The sequence below is a fragment of the Paenibacillus chitinolyticus NBRC 15660 genome (assembly GCF_000739915.1).
Taxonomy (GTDB): domain Bacteria; phylum Bacillota; class Bacilli; order Paenibacillales; family NBRC-103111; genus Paenibacillus_F; species Paenibacillus_F chitinolyticus.
Genome location: NZ_BBJT01000005.1, coordinates 1 through 14,500 on the forward strand (window position 1 = coordinate 1; position 14,500 = coordinate 14,500).

The window sequence follows — 14,500 nt, forward strand, 5'->3', positions numbered from 1 at the left end:
GTCGGAGCAGGCGTCGCCTCCGGCGCGGCGCTTCCCGCGGGAGGCGCTGCCGCGGTCGGGGATGCGGCGGCGTCTGCCGGCGTCTGCGCGGCGGTTGCGGAGCCGAACGACTGCGCGGCAGGCTTCGGCGCCTCTTCTTTGCCGCAAGCGGCGGTCAGGAGCGCGGCGGCGAGAATCGTCAAGACCGTGCGAGTATAGTTCATCATGGATTTCCTCCTATATATTTGAATGGGATTGCTGTCCGGTCTTTACGGACAGCCTGTCTGCTGCGCTGCTTGCAGCCAGTTCAGGAACGGAACAGATACAGGGGGTCCACCCGGTAAACCTGCCAGGCCGGAATCGCCGAAGCGGCTATTCCCAGCAGGACGGCTCCTCCCGCCAAAAGCAGCTCGCCGGGCGCAAGCGACCACGGATCGATCTGGATTCCCGCGAAGTCAAACAGCAGAGAGCTTGCGGCGGCTCCGGCGCTATGGCCAAGCAGAAGGCCGAAAAGCAGACCTCCCGCGGTCAGAAAAACACCTTCGCCGACAAGCGCCGTCCACACGTAGCGTCCCGGCTTGCCGATCAGGCGCAGCAGCGCGACATCTTTGCGGCGTTCACTTGCCGCCGCGAGCAAAGACAGCAGCAGAGTCAAAGCGGCCAGAAGGACGCAAAGGTACGTAACGATCTGCACAACCTGGGTTCCTTTATCCACCACATTGACGACATCCGCTACGGCCTTGCCGGTATACATGGCCTGAAGGCCCGTCATTGCGTCGTATTTGTTTTTGAGCGCTTGGGCGCCGAGAAGCGATTTCGGCTTCACCATAAGTGCCGTCACTTCGCGGTCGTGCTGCGCCTCTTCCCCGTGGACCGCCCAGGCGTAGTCCAGCGTCGTGAACACGGCACGATCGTCGGGAGAGTGCAGGGGCGGCAGGATGCCGACGACTTTGTACGAGAAAGCTTCATGCCCGTCGTGCTCGTCATGCCCTTCATGCTCGTTATGATCGCCCTGTGCGCCCTCACGGCTTGCGTCCGCATGCTCCCCGCTCTCTTTCTCATGGTGCTCCTCCGCATGCTCTCCCGCCGCTTCGGCGGAATGGACGAGGCCGTGCCCGCCCTTGAACGTATCTCCCACTTTCAAGCCGAGCGTGCGGGCGGCATGCGAACCGATAACCGCTTCGCCTAGCCCGCCGTACAAGCTTCCCGACGCGAGCTGTTTATCTCCGTACCGGACAGCGAAATACCCGGCGTCTACGCCGACTATGGGATAACCGTTCAGATTATCTCCCGTCGTTATGGCGAAAACTTCCTCCGCCTCGGCTTCTTTCTTCACCTGCTCGTATATGGCATTCGGAATATTCCCGGTCGGCGCCCCGATGTGATAGTAGGTGCTCATCGCAAGCTGGGTCTTGCTCCCCTCCGCGCCCATCGTAATCTCGAAAGGACCGTATCCTTTCTCGGCGCCTTTCTCCACGCCTTCGTTCCACATCAGCACGAAGAGCAGCAAAGCGGCCGTCAAGGCGACCGAAAGCATCGTTAAGATCGATAATGTTTTACGGTGAAGCGCATTGCGCCAGATAACCTGAAATACATTCATCCCAGCTTTTCCCCTTTCCAGCCGGACGTCCCCAGGGGCTCAGCCATATTTCCCGGCAAAATAGGGTCGCGACCAGACCCGCCTGCCGGGTGGGCCGCTCCCTTCGGCGTGTACCACTCGTTAAGCTCCCCGATGTGCGTCCGCGTCCGAAACCCGGCCGCCAGTTCGAGATCATGGGTCACGACCAGCAGCGTCGCATTCGCGGATGCGGTAAGCTCAAGGAGAAGCCGCATCACGTCCTCGGCCGTTTCCCGGTCCAGGCTTCCCGTCGGCTCATCGGCCAGCACGATTTTCGGACTGCGGATCAGGGCCCGGATCATCGCCACCCTCTGCTGCTGTCCGCGGGACAGTTGACCGGGCAGATGGTTCATCCGGTCGGCCAGCCCGACGCGTTCGAACCATTCCGCTGTGAGTTCCCGCTTGCGGGATTTAGGCATTTTCACGGGCAAGGCCAGCTCCGCGTTCTGCCTGGCCGTCAGCGAGGCCATGAGGTGAAAATCTTGAAAGATAATTCCGACCTTCTCGGAACGGAAGCGGTCGCGCTGGGCCTGGGATTGGGCATGAAGAGGCACATCGTCGACAATTATCTGCCCTTCGTCCGGAGCGAGTACGCCGCAGAGCAAATGGAGCAGCGTACTTTTGCCGCTCCCGCTGGGACCGATTAACGCGAGCTGCTCGCCTTCCTCCACCTCCCATTCCGGAACGGATAAAATGGGGAGCTTCCCTTCGCCGGGCAGCCGGAACTGTTTTTTAACGCCTGTAAGCTTAATCATCTTGTATCAGCCTCCATTGAAAACGGACAGGAGCTTTATGCCCCTGTCCGTCGGATGATGCCGGCACTGCTCCGCCCGGCCGATTATTTCAGCTTAATCCGCTCGGAGAGCGCGTCCCATGTCAAGTTTTTGCCCGTAAGCTTGTTGAATGCTTCCAGCGGAAGATAGAGGACGTTGTTATCGATGTTCGCTTGGAAGCCGCTTGCCTGGCCGTTCAAGGCCGCTGCCTGCGTATCGATATTTACGGAAAGATTGCTGCCGCCCGCGCTCAGAACGACTTCGCGAGAATCTCCGTTCCATTTCACTTGGGCACCCAGCGTTTCAGCCAGCGCTCTGGCCGGATAAAGAACCGCGCCTTCGCGGGTTATTTTGAATTTCGGGTACACATATTCGCTTTGCAGCTTGTCTGTCGCCGCTTTCAAATCGATACCCGCCACGGAAGCCACGGCGCGTGCGATCTCGGTGTTGTCGATCTGGCCTTTGACCTTCTCGGCGATAGGACCATACGCCCATACGCCCACGTCGACAGCGGAATGTCCGTGTCCGGACCAGCCTACGAGATAACGCTTGGACATCACGGCGTTAAATGCGCCTTCCTGCTTGTACGAAGAGCCGTCTCCGGCGAGAATGAATTTCGCTTCATCATCAGTCAGATCCGTATGGCCGGTATATTTGGCTACGAGCGCTTTTACGTCTTCGATGGTTTTGGCGTTTTTGAGTTCTCCGCCGATCAGTTCCGACGATTTTTGCTGGTCGTCCCAAGCGTCCACGTTGATCTCATAAATATTGTCGCGGGAAAGCGACAGGCCGCCGGTTTCATGATCCGCCGTTACGACGACGGACGTGTTGCCGTCTTTTTTCGCAAATTCCATGGCTACTTTAACGGCTGCGTCAAAATCGAGCATTTCCTGCACGACGGACGGCAGATCGTTCGCATGTCCCGCATGGTCGATGCGTCCGCCTTCCACCATCATCGTAAACCCTTTCGGATTCGTGGAAAGAATGTCGATCGCTTTGCTGGTCATTTCCGCGAGATTAGGGACGGTATTCGTGCGGTCCAGCACATAATCCACGTGAGAGTTTCCGAACAGGCCGAGCGCTTTTCCGGTTTTGCCGTCCAACGATGCCAGCCCCTGCTTGTCGTACACGACTTTGTAGCCTTCTTTTTCGAAGTCCGGAATGATCGTTTTGTCCGTACGCTTGCCCTTCTCTTCCTTGCTCAGGAAAAACTGCTTGCCGCCGCCGAACAGCACGTCCACATTTCCGTCGTTCAAATATTGGGACGCGATGGCGCTCTCGTTGTCGCGGTTGCGCACGTGAGAAGCGTATACGGCCGGTGTAGCGTGAGTGATACGAGCGGTGGTGACGAGTCCCGTCGCTTTGCCCGCCAGCTCGGAAGCTTCGATCACGGAAGCGAACGGCTTGGACACGTCTTCGTTCGAAACGCTGATCGCGGCGTTGTACGTTTTATTACCCGTTGCGAAAGCCGTTCCCGCCGAAGCGGAGTCGGTCACTTCACCGGAAACGATTGTGCCGCCGTCTTCTCCCCGGTCCGCATATGTAGTGGCTTGTCCAACGAAGTAGGAGTCTAGCTCCAAATGATCTTTGCCCAGCTTATTTTTGGAAAACGTACGTCCGGCCGACACCTGGGCCGGTCCCATTCCGTCGCCGATCAGCACGATCACATTCTTGGATGCCGCCTTCTGTTCTTTCTCTGCTGCCGTTGTGCCTGCGGCCAGTGCGCCGCTTGCCAGCGTGAGTGGAAGAAGTGCGATTGCCGTTCCGGCAATCATCGAACGATGAATGATCTTTTTCAAAAGAATCCCCTCCGACTTTAAGTTCCCAACAAGTTTCATCGTACGGCTTTATTATTTCCGACAGTTAAAAGAAAGCGCGCAAGTTTGTTAAATTAAGGGGATACTATTAAGCCGATGTAAAAAGGGGATACTACCGGTAACCAGAAGGACAGGAGAACGGAGATGGCTACGAACCGGAAATCCAAGAAAAAACCGCTCTGGACCCGAGACTTTGCGGTGACCTCCCTTTCGAACCTGCTTTTATTTTTCAGTTTTCAACTGCTCATTCCGACCATTCCCCTTTACGCGGCCGGTATTGGCGGCGGGCAGACCCAGATCGGGCTTGCCATGGGCACTTTTACCGTCGCCTCTCTGCTGACTCGCCCGTTCGCGGGCAAAGCGTTGGACACGATCGGCAGGAGGCATGTGCTTTCCGCGGGACTCGCCCTGTGCGGGCTGGCCGTGCTCGGTTATTCGGCAGCCGCCGTTGTCGCTATGCTGCTCGCGCTCCGTTTTATTCACGGAATCGGCTGGGGAATTTCCACCACCTCGCTCGGGACGGTGATTTCGGATATCGTCCCTTCCGAACGCCGGGGCGAAGGGATGGGCATCTACGGATTGTCCAATACGATGGCGATGGCCTTGGCCCCCTTGACGGGCCTCTGGATCGCCGCGGAGTACGGTTTTCACCCGTTGTTCATTTTTTCCACCGTTCTCGCTTTCTCGGCTTTGCTGCTCTCCCTGTTTATCCGTTCGGAGCGTAAAAAACCACCCGCTTCTTCCGGCCCCTTCTCCTGGCGCGGGTTCCGCAAGGGGCTGATCGAGCCGGGTGCGCTGCTTCCGTCCCTTCTGCTGTTTTGTACGGCCGTTTGCTATGGCGGAATCGTCACTTTCCTCACCCTGTTCGGTAAAGAAGCCAGTATCGGCAACGTCGGCTGGTTCTTCGTCTGCAATGCGGTCATGCTGCTGATCACCCGTCCGCTGACGGGACTGGTCTATGACCGCAAGGGGCCCGCGTGGGTGCTGTTTCCGGGCGCCTTCTTTACCGGCGCGGGTCTGTGGCTGCTCTCCTACGCCCATTCCGCGTCGTCGCTTGCCGCAGCCGCGGCTGTCTTCGGCGCGGGGTTCGGCTCCGTGCAGCCGGCCCTGCTGGCGTGGACGATCGACCGGACGGCGCCGTCCAGGAGGGGAGCGGCCAACAGCACGTTCTACTCCGCCAACGATCTGGGCATCGGGACCGGTTCGATGCTGCTCGGCGCCTTCGCTTCCCTTGTCGGCAGCTACGGGGCCGCCTACCGCTGGTCCGTCCTGCTCATCGTGCTGCTGATCGTCATTTACAGCGTCTATCTGCTGCTGACACGGCGTAAAAGCACGCAGCTTAAAGCGGCTTAACGCAGCTCGAGGCGGCTCGAGGCAGCTTAACCCAGACACCCGGCAAACCGGGCGCACGCCGCGCAAAAACAAAACACCTCGCGATCCCGCACAGGCAGGGCCCCGGCGCACGATGCGAGGTCACATGCCGGCCGTCAACCATGTGCGATACGTCCGTCACAAGCTGACGCTGCATCAGATGCAAGCTGCAGGCTTGCCAAATTACTCGAGCCCAAATAAAAACCGCCGCTACTCCAGGAGTAACGGCGGTTTTTGGTGCGCGAGGGGGTTCAACGACCGGGACCGCAGATGCAGCCGGCTTGCCCGCAGTCTACTTGCTACGGGCCGAAATAATTTCTTCCGCACGGCGGGAACGATGTTCTTCCGTAATGGCCGGACACGTGTAACAGTAGGTGCCCGTCAGCTTGTAATACAGACAACAGCGGTATTTCATACGCACCGTTTTGCCTTCGTTATAAACGTCGGGCACAAACTTGAAAGGAAGATCCAGCGGATGCCTGTCCCGGACTCCCGAACGTTCGAACCAGGCAGGGTCCGAGCCCCCGACGACATATTCATAGTCTTCCCGAAGAAGATATTTAAGTTCTTCCGTGGAAGCCTTATCCATCCAATTATCATAGCTTCGTTGCAGCGTTAATGCCGCGTATGACCACTGGGAGTGTTTATCTATCCCGGTCAGTTCTCGGAGCCTTTGAAAAACAGGCTTCATATAAGAATCGAACAGGCTGCCGACCAGATGTGCCCGCCTCTCTTCCCGCGGAAGTTCCGGCACCACAAAGGTTGAGGGGCTTCCACTCAGATGCAAGTAAAACGATTCTCCATCGTACTGGATGGACGTTGAAGCCGGATCCAGCGGCAATGCGATGTTATGGTGCGACATGGCGTGAAGAAAAGCGGCCGGAATCAGGCTCAGGTAGCTCGACAGAGTGGCGCCGATTGCCCGAAGGTGTTCGGTTTTATATACATCCTTGTAATGCCCGATTATTTCCTCCAAGCCTTCCTGCAAAAAATCGCTTTCTCCGGTCGTGTTCTCAAGGAGTTTCTCTCCGCCTAGATGGACCCGAAACTGTTTGGCATAAAATTCCCGGAATTTCGCCGGATCTTCCGTCCATGCGTGATTGTTTTCCGTCTGCACATCTCTCACCGCCTGTAAAATCAGCCTGCCGGGTCGGCAGTGCCTTGTCTTCACTACTTTCACGAAAATGAGAACCGTTATCAATTGTGTCCATCTTACCATATCGCATCCGGCATGAAAAGACCGGCCCCGAAGGACCGGCCGTTTGAATAATCAGACTCCGCATGCGTCTTGGAAAAGCAGGCTAGACTGCGATGCCGTGTCAGAACACGGTTTTTCTTTTGGCCGGAAGCAGCCATTTTTTCAAGAGACCGATGCCTACGACCAGAACGGCCCCCAGCCACGGAACCGGCCAATGCGGCCATTCCCCGAGAAGCCAGCCGCTCAGCTTCGCATCGCTAAGGAACATCTCTCCGGCGGTAAAGCCCAGAACGGCGGCCCCCATGTAAATGAGTACCGGCATCTTTTCCAGAAGCTCCACGACAACGGCGCTTCCCCAGATGATGATGGGTATGCTCAGGCCGATCCCCAGGATCAGAATGGTCAGATTATTCCCGGCAGCGGCGGCAATCGCCAGTACATTGTCCAAACTCATGACGAAATCGGCCGCGATGATCGTCCAGACCGCCTTCGACAGGGTGCTGGCCTGCAGAACGGACGAATGGGCATCGTTGTCCATCAGCAGCTTCACGGCGATCCAGAGCAGGAATACCGAGCCTGCCGCCTGGATAAAGGGGATTTTCAGAACGCCCACGGCGATAATGGTCAAAATGAGCCGCAGGGCGATCGCGCCGAACGCTCCCCACCATACGGCCTGCCTGCGCTGTGCGGCCGGCAGATTTTTGCTTGCCATCGCGATGACGACGGCATTGTCTCCGCTGAGTACGATGTTGATCAGCATGATTTGCAGAAACAGTCCCAACTGTTCAAGCACACCGCTTCTCCCCTTCCGCATCAGGCTCCACTGCAGTCCAAGCAAAGCCGCCTAGACCTAGAGCTTAAAGCTGCCCGCAGCCTGCCGCCGCCTCACATTCCCGGATCGGTCACCTTCCTTCTCCTCATCCGTCCGTGACGGAAGGAATCAGAAATAGGCGTCCTCCTCCGCCTGATCCTCGGGAGTCACAACGACGGTTTCCGCCTCCTGCGCAGCCCGCAGAATCCATTCGTCGAGCTGCGGAAGGCCTCTTTCGATCGCCTCGATGACCCGGAGGTTCGGGTTGGTGCTCGGCGACGGCGGCAGGAACAGCGTGCAGCAGTCTTCATAAGGCTGAATCGATAACGTATACGTATCGATCTGCTCGGCCATGCGGATGATCTCCTTCTTGTCCGTCGCAATCAAAGGCTGCAGAACAGGAAGCGATACGGCCCGGCCGATCGCGTTCAAGCTCGGCAGCGTCTGGCTCGCCACCTGCCCGAGACTTTCTCCCGTCACCAGCGCCAGCGCCTTCTCCCGCTCCGCAATCGTCTCCGCGATGCGGTACATGGCGCGGCGGAGAATGGTGACGAGCAGATTGTCCTTGTACGCGGCATAAATCGACGTCTGCACCTCGGTGAAAGACACGAGGTGCAGCTTGATGCTTCCGCCGCTGTACGCGGACAGCTTGCGGGCCAGCTCGATCACCTTCTCCTTGGCCCGCTCGCTCGTGTACGGGAAGCTGTGGAAATGCACAGCTTCGAGCTCAAGCCCCCGGCGCATCGCCTGCCAGCCCGCCACCGGGCTGTCGATCCCGCCGGAGAGCAGGAGCACGGCTTTGCCGTTCGTGCCGAGCGGGTAACCGCCCGCTCCCTCGAAGGTCTCCACGAACAGCAGCGCCCCTTTCTCCCGAAGCTCCACCCGGAGTGTCGTTTCGGGGCTGCGCACATCTACGCTGAGCTCCGGACAAGCCCGGAGCACGGCGCCGCCGACGATCCGGTTCATTTCCAGCGTATCGAACGGAAAGCTTTTATCCACGCGCTTGACTTCCACTTTAAACGTCTGCGGACGCTTCACGACTTTCTTCATAAGCGCGACCGCCACCGCTTGAATCGCTTCGCTGTCGGATGGAGCCGTGTACACGGGGCTGTATGTTTCAATACCGAACACTTTCGAGACGGCTTTGCCTACATCTTCGGCGGGCGCATCGGAGAGCCGGATATACACCCGGCCGTATTCGGTCACCAGCTTGACCTGGGAAAAGGGCGCAAGAACGCCGCGGAGCTGGCTGACGACCTTTTTTTCAAAGCGCGAGCGGTTTTTGCCCTTCAGCATCATTTCTCCGAAACGGACGAGCAGCAGATCGGGCTTCAAAGGAGACATCATGATCAGCGTCCCCCTTTCGTCCGCTCAGACACCGGTACAAGATCGGCGATTACGCCGCGGAGCGCTTCTACGAACCGGCGGGCATCCGCTTCCGAATGCTCTTCGGTCCAGCTCACCCGCAGTCCGCTTGAGGCATGCGCCCGGTCCAGCCCCATGGAGAGCAGCACTTTGCTGGGCTCCGGCTCTCCCGAAGAACAAGCCGACTTCGTTGATATATATATGCCGCGCTGCTCCAAAGCATGTACGACAACTTCGGAATTCATGCCCGGGTACGTAAAATGAACGATATGGGGCGCCATGTCTTCCTCATCGCGGGAACCTGTCAAAGCCAGTTCGGGAAGCCCGAGAATGCCTTCGACCGCAATTCTGCGGAAAGCCCGCTTACGCCGGATGTCCTCTGCCAGATTATCGGTGGCGATCCGAAGTGCCTTGGCCATCCCGACGATCAGGGGCACGTTCTCGGTGCCCGAGCGTATTCCCTGCTCCTGGCCTCCCCCGACAAGCTGGGCCTGAAGGTCGATGCCCGTCCGCTTATAGAGGAAGCCCGCTCCTTTGGGGCCTTTGAACTTGTGGGCAGACGCGCTCATCAAGTCGATACCCAGCTCGTCCGGAGAAAGGGGCAGCTTGGCTACTCCCTGTACGGCGTCCACATGAAACAGCACGGTCTGCTTCTCGCGCAGCCACCGGCCGATCTCCCCGACCGGCTGTATCCGCCCCGTCTCGTTGTTCACATGCATGACGCTGACGAGAATGGTCTCGCCGGTGACGGCCGCCTTCACATCCTCCACGCGGACTTGGCCAGTTTCGTCTACGGGAAGCACCGTCACTTCAAAGCCTTCCGCCTGCAATTGACGGAAAGCCTCCGTTACGGAAGCATGCTCGACCGCTGTTGTAATGAGATGACGGCCCCGGCTGCGGTACCGGTAAGCCGCTCCTTTGATGGCCAGATTGCTGCTCTCCGTCCCTCCCGACGTAAAAATAATTTCTTCCGACCGGGCCCTAAGAGCGGAGGCAATCACCTCGCGGCTCTTTTTAACCAGTTTCTCGGCGTCCAGGCCGAATTTATGAATCGAAGACGGATTGCCGAAATGCTGGAGCATCACGTCCGCAACCGTCTGCGCCACTTCCTTGTAAGGCTGGGTTGTTGCCGCGTTATCCAAATAAAGCATCTATCTCTGTCCTTTCTAATAGAAAAAAAATCGCGTTATGGGTTGTGCCTGTCACGTGCATATTCCTCATTAAATCGCAAAACCACCCCGAACACAAGCCGCCTTTATCTTCAACGTAAGCCGATCGCCATTTCCAAGATTGCTTCCGCACCTTGCCTGACCTTCTGAAAAAACAGAAAGAAGCGGCCTCTCCAGCCGGAGAAACCGCTTCTTTCCAACGTTATTTAAGCTTAAGTAAACTCCCGGTCGTACCGTTCCTTGGCATTCATAACCTTTTTCACATACTGCTGGGTTTCGTTCGGCAGCAGATGCATTTTCTCTAGTAAATCGGAATCGTTTTTGATACCCAGCTTGTTGACCCGACCGGGTCCCGCGTTATAGGCCGCCAGAGCGACGCCGACATTTCCGTCGAAACGCTTAAGCTGGTAGGACAAGTACTGCGCTCCGCCTTGGATATTCTGCTCCGGATCGAAGGCGTTCGTGACGCCCAGTCCGTTTGCCGTGCCGTCCATCAGCTGCATAAGCCCCTTCGCTCCCGCTCTCGAAACCGTATTCGGGTTAAAGGAGGACTCCTGGCGGATCACCGCTTTAATCAGGGCGGGATCTACGCCCGTACGTTCGCTTGCTTGTACGATGTAAGCGTCGTAAGCCGCTTCGCGTGCGGAAGCGGGCAGAGAAGCTTGTACGGCTCCGGCGGCCGTTTCGTAGGACCGGAGCGCCTTCGCCTGCCGCTGAACGCTTAAACCCGTGCCGGCGGCAGCGGGAACCGCCCCAGCCGAGCCCGTCCACGCGCCCTGCAGCGCTTCCAGCGGCAGAATGCCGAGTGCACTCTCCCCGGCCGGATCGGCGGACAGGCCGCCTTGCTCCATGAGAAGCGTGTTGAGGAGCGAGCTGAATTCCTCGCCCGGTTCGGAAGCACCCGACACTCCTCCGCCGGCGCCGGAAAACAGCGTCGATTTGTTCAGCATCTCCAGTTTTAAAAGCTCTTTCATTAATCGCGGATCAATAGATACCATTTTCTCATCCCCGTTTGTAAGCCCCTAAGCAAATTATAAACCTTATATCGGCACGAAGCGTCCCGTTTTGAACCCTTTTTGCCAAATTCGCCGAAAATCCGGCTCCATTACCGGAATTACCCGCTCAGGCCACGTCTCTTTTCCGGAAGACCAGGATCGTGACGCCCAGAAGAATGACCAGATGCAGCACATAGATCGTCAGGGAAAATCCAAAGGTCATTCCCGGGAAAGGAGGCGGCGTACCCTGATTGATCAGAGGATCGGTATCATAGATCTTCCAGTTCGTATTGTTGAATATGAGGTACCGTGCCCAGTTGTACTGCAGGGCGGCAAAAGCCGAGCCCGCCAGATTCATGACAATGGCCACCGTAATCGCCAGCGCGCTGCTGCGGAATACCGTCGCGATAAAGAAGGCGAGCGTGAACATAAAGAGCATGTCCGGCAGCGAATACCAATACGAGCTGGACAGAACGATAAAATGCTCGTTAGGCAGCTCGGCCGTCCCGAACAGTGCGGCCCCTACCGCTACGGAACTCAGAAAAAGAACCGCGTAAGCGATGAGCACCATAATTACGCAGGCGACATATTTCGACAGCAGAATGGCTGTTCGGCCGGCCGGGCGGATCAGCAGCTGCTTGATCGTTCCGTCCTTGTACTCTTCCGTCACCGTCTGCGCCCCAAGAACGAGGGCAAACAAGGTTACAAACAGCGAGCAGACCATAAAAACGGTGCCGGCAAAGCTGATATAATTGTGGCCGTCCGAAAAACCGGGAATCCACAGTTTAATGGGAAGACCCACAAACAGACTGAGCAGCAGCAGAAAGATATAGAAAATCCAAGTCGATTTTTTGCTTGTGATTTTCATGATTTCATTTTGTACGAGCGAAAGGAATTTCATCGGCTGTCCTCTCCTTTCGTCAGCTGGAGGAAGGTGTCTTCAAGCGTCGGCTTGCGGATGGCCACCTGATACACATCTATCCCCTGCCCGACGAGCCGGGACACGATTTCCGGAATCGCCGACTTGGACAAATTGGCGGTATACAGCCCGTTTTCGCGCCTCAGCAGCCCGTATTCCCCGGCCGTGTGCTCTCCCGCCTCGATTCCCTTCAGTTCGAATTCAACCAGCACCAACTCGTCCTCTGCGGTCGCTCCGCCGCGAACGATACGCTCGCCGACAAGCCGGCCTTCCTGGATGATCAAGGCGCGGTCGCAGATCAGCTCGACCTCCGCCAGGAGGTGAGAAGAGATGAGAATCGCAATCGATTCCGTTTTGGCCAAATTGCGCAAATAATCGCGGAGTTCCCGTATGCCGCCCGGATCGAGACCATTGGTCGGTTCATCCAGAATAAGCACCGTCGGCCGGTGAAGAAGCGCCTGAGCGATTCCCAGCCTCTGCCGCATGCCGAGCGAGTACGTTTTGACTTTGTCGTGAATCGCATCGGTCAGCCCGACCAGCTCCACGATTTCCTCCATCCGTCCCGCCGGTACGGGTCCGGCCGCCATCCGGGCAAAGTGGACGAGATTTTTATGGCCCGACATATACGGGTACAGCTCGGGGTTCTCGACAATAGCGCCCACATGGGCAAGCGCCTCGGAACGCCGCGTCCTTACGGGAAAGCCCGCAATCCGGATTTCGCCCGCGCTCATAGACATCAAGCCGACCATCATGCGGATCGTCGTCGTTTTACCGGAACCGTTCGGTCCCAGAAAACCGCAGATTTCCCCCCGCCGGACGGAAAAGGACAAGTCCTTGATAATCGGTTTTCCGCCTATCGTTTTCGATACGCCTACCAGTTCCATAGCTTGTTCGGTTTCCATTGGATCATCCTCCAATCCTATCCAGCATAGCATGTCTGAGCAAATTATAACGGTTTAAAGGGGTTTCGTCTAATTTCGTCTGCCCCGTCCCTTCCAAGACCCCTATAAAAAAAGGGCCCGGAGGCCCTTTTTCGCCGCTCGCTAGATCACAAACGGGACGAAAAACAAATTGGAAAAAAAACTGATCAGTCCGATCGCGATTGCCCAGCCGCCGGCTCTCCTGCTTCCGTCCGCCAACGCCATGTACCCGAGAATCGCCCCAAGGGGTCCGAGCACAAACGGGAGCAGAAAAAAAGAAAGAACGGACGACACGAGCGCCATTATTCCGAGCGCACGAGCGCTTATCCACGCATCCGAGTCGGCATCCTCCCTGCTTCGGGCGCCTGCGTCTTCCACATTGCGTCCCGCAAGCCCCGGAGCCAGTTCGCCCGCATATTCCTCACGGTCCGATCGCCCGGCATGCTCCCGCCCCGCAGAAGAATTCGCTTCGGCCGGGTCAAGCTTTTGAGAATGTTCCCGCGTGCGCCCCTGCTTCTTGCGGTTTTTGTGGTGAGTCATACGTGAAGACCTCCTCTTGTTGTTGAGGAATCCCGGGTGCGCGTGTTACTTCTTCTCTTTGAACGTGTGACAGCACGTATTGGCACGGTCCGCAGCCTGATCCTTATGACGCGTATCAAATTCTTCACCGGCAAATTCGGAAGACAGGTCGGCATCCGCGTGCTCGTCCACTTCGATCATAATGATATCCGCGCGGCAGTTGTTCCCCTGTCCCCAGTAGGCACAGTTCGAAACGGCGCATTTGACTTCTGGCATATTGATCACCCCCAAGCATAGGGTCTCACGAAGGCTGTTGGGATATCCGCAAGGAGTCCTGTCACAACCTGACAAACGGACTTGATCGCTACCACCCCCGCAGCCATGCCCCCACCTCATGACCGCAAACAAAAAAGCCCCCGCGCGCGGAGGCTTCGTATCTCTTATTTTAAACCCGTTCGCCCTGCATGCGGCGCTGGGTAATGTAGTCATTTTCATAGTAAGACAGTTCTTCGCGGAGTTCTTCGAAAATCTTGGATAATTCGATCGTCAGATCGCGTACTTCACGATTCGGTTTTTTGCGGAAACGAATGGCATCCTGTCCGGTATACGCGTAACGGCCGTCTTCGGAGTAGCACTCGTTCTTCGGGTAAAAGAAAGGGCTGATACAGTTGTGATACACTTCATACAGCACTTTTTCGGTAAAATCCACGTTAAAGGTCGGTCTGCGCAAGCTGACTCCGAGCTTCTCGTAAGCCACCTCACAGAAAACAAGCAGGTGACGAGTATCCTGCAAATAGCCGCGGTAAAAATCTTCCATTTCGGGATCGGACTCTGCATTTAACTGCGGAAGAGAGTAGGTGTTCAGAAACGACTCGATACGGTCCGCCGCTTCCTTCAGTTTCTTTCTCGTTGTCTCGCACGCCTTCTTAACATTATCCATTGCCATTACGGTTATGACCTCCTCTAGTTAACAGAGCGGGAACTCGCACCCGGCTCAGCCCATCCATATAGTATCACACTTTCTCTGGAAAAGGTACCCGATTCTT

General features: G+C 57.1%; 13 protein-coding genes and 2 pseudogenes. 1 reads left to right on the forward strand and 14 read right to left on the reverse strand.

All coding sequences use genetic code 11. The features are described 5' to 3' along the window. The 4 genes and pseudogenes from PCH01S_RS13265 to PCH01S_RS13280 all read right to left on the reverse strand — a co-directional run. Positions 1 to 206 (reverse strand): annotated as a pseudogene (locus PCH01S_RS13265) (hypothetical protein); the annotation flags it as partial. 80 nt (positions 207 to 286) lie between these two features. Further along, a complete protein-coding gene (locus tag PCH01S_RS13270) occupies positions 287 to 1,579 on the reverse strand; it encodes an ABC transporter permease (protein WP_042229987.1) in 1,293 nt (430 codons plus the stop codon). Further along, a complete protein-coding gene (locus PCH01S_RS13275) occupies positions 1,576 to 2,352 on the reverse strand; it encodes an ABC transporter ATP-binding protein (protein ID WP_042229988.1) in 777 nt (258 codons plus the stop codon). The genes PCH01S_RS13270 and PCH01S_RS13275 overlap by 4 nt, the downstream gene beginning before the upstream one ends. Positions 2,353 to 2,435: 83 nt before the next feature. Next, entirely contained in the window at positions 2,436 to 4,169 is a 1,734-nt protein-coding gene (locus PCH01S_RS13280) for an alkaline phosphatase (RefSeq protein ID WP_042229989.1), read from the reverse strand. A 156-nt stretch (positions 4,170 to 4,325) separates the two neighbouring features. Here PCH01S_RS13280 and PCH01S_RS13285 point away from each other — a divergent pair. Further along, a pseudogene (locus tag PCH01S_RS13285) lies at positions 4,326 to 5,540 on the forward strand (MFS transporter); the annotation flags it as partial. A 310-nt stretch (positions 5,541 to 5,850) separates the two neighbouring features. Here the strand turns inward: PCH01S_RS13285 and PCH01S_RS13290 are convergent. From PCH01S_RS13290 to PCH01S_RS13335, 10 genes are all read right to left on the reverse strand, one after another. Next, entirely contained in the window at positions 5,851 to 6,777 is a 927-nt protein-coding gene (locus PCH01S_RS13290) for an IucA/IucC family C-terminal-domain containing protein (RefSeq protein ID WP_241688721.1), read from the reverse strand. 100 nt (positions 6,778 to 6,877) lie between these two features. Next, the gene (locus tag PCH01S_RS13295; RefSeq protein WP_009674003.1) at positions 6,878 to 7,549 is read right to left on the reverse strand and encodes a TerC family protein; all 672 of its coding nucleotides are present in this window, start codon (positions 7,547 to 7,549) and stop codon (positions 6,878 to 6,880) included. A gap of 147 nt (positions 7,550 to 7,696) precedes the next feature. Then, positions 7,697 to 8,914 (reverse strand): tRNA uracil 4-sulfurtransferase ThiI, encoded by a 1,218-nt coding sequence (thiI, locus tag PCH01S_RS13300; protein ID WP_042229995.1) that lies wholly within the window; start codon positions 8,912 to 8,914, stop codon positions 7,697 to 7,699. Between the two features lie 2 nt (positions 8,915 to 8,916). Next, positions 8,917 to 10,083 (reverse strand): cysteine desulfurase family protein, encoded by a 1,167-nt coding sequence (locus tag PCH01S_RS13305; protein WP_042229997.1) that lies wholly within the window; start codon positions 10,081 to 10,083, stop codon positions 8,917 to 8,919. Between the two features lie 230 nt (positions 10,084 to 10,313). Further along, the gene (locus PCH01S_RS31605) at positions 10,314 to 11,099 is read right to left on the reverse strand and encodes a lytic transglycosylase domain-containing protein (protein ID WP_042230000.1); all 786 of its coding nucleotides are present in this window, start codon (positions 11,097 to 11,099) and stop codon (positions 10,314 to 10,316) included. Positions 11,100 to 11,223: 124 nt separating this feature from the next. Next, on the reverse strand, positions 11,224 to 11,997 hold the full coding sequence (locus PCH01S_RS13315) for an ABC transporter permease (RefSeq protein WP_042230002.1): 774 nt from the start codon (positions 11,995 to 11,997) through the stop codon (positions 11,224 to 11,226). Beyond that, entirely contained in the window at positions 11,994 to 12,917 is a 924-nt protein-coding gene (locus tag PCH01S_RS13320) for an ABC transporter ATP-binding protein (protein ID WP_042230005.1), read from the reverse strand. Before PCH01S_RS13320 ends, PCH01S_RS13315 begins: the two co-directional genes overlap by 4 nt. A gap of 141 nt (positions 12,918 to 13,058) precedes the next feature. Next, positions 13,059 to 13,475 carry a DUF4190 domain-containing protein gene (locus tag PCH01S_RS13325; RefSeq protein WP_042230007.1) on the reverse strand — a complete coding sequence of 139 codons (417 nt, stop codon included), beginning with the start codon at positions 13,473 to 13,475 and terminating at the stop codon, positions 13,059 to 13,061. A gap of 45 nt (positions 13,476 to 13,520) precedes the next feature. Further along, on the reverse strand, positions 13,521 to 13,730 hold the full coding sequence (locus PCH01S_RS13330) for a DUF1540 domain-containing protein (RefSeq protein ID WP_042230010.1): 210 nt from the start codon (positions 13,728 to 13,730) through the stop codon (positions 13,521 to 13,523). Between the two features lie 169 nt (positions 13,731 to 13,899). After that, a complete protein-coding gene (locus PCH01S_RS13335; protein ID WP_042230013.1) occupies positions 13,900 to 14,400 on the reverse strand; it encodes a YpuI family protein in 501 nt (166 codons plus the stop codon). Positions 14,401 to 14,500 lie beyond the last annotated feature (100 nt).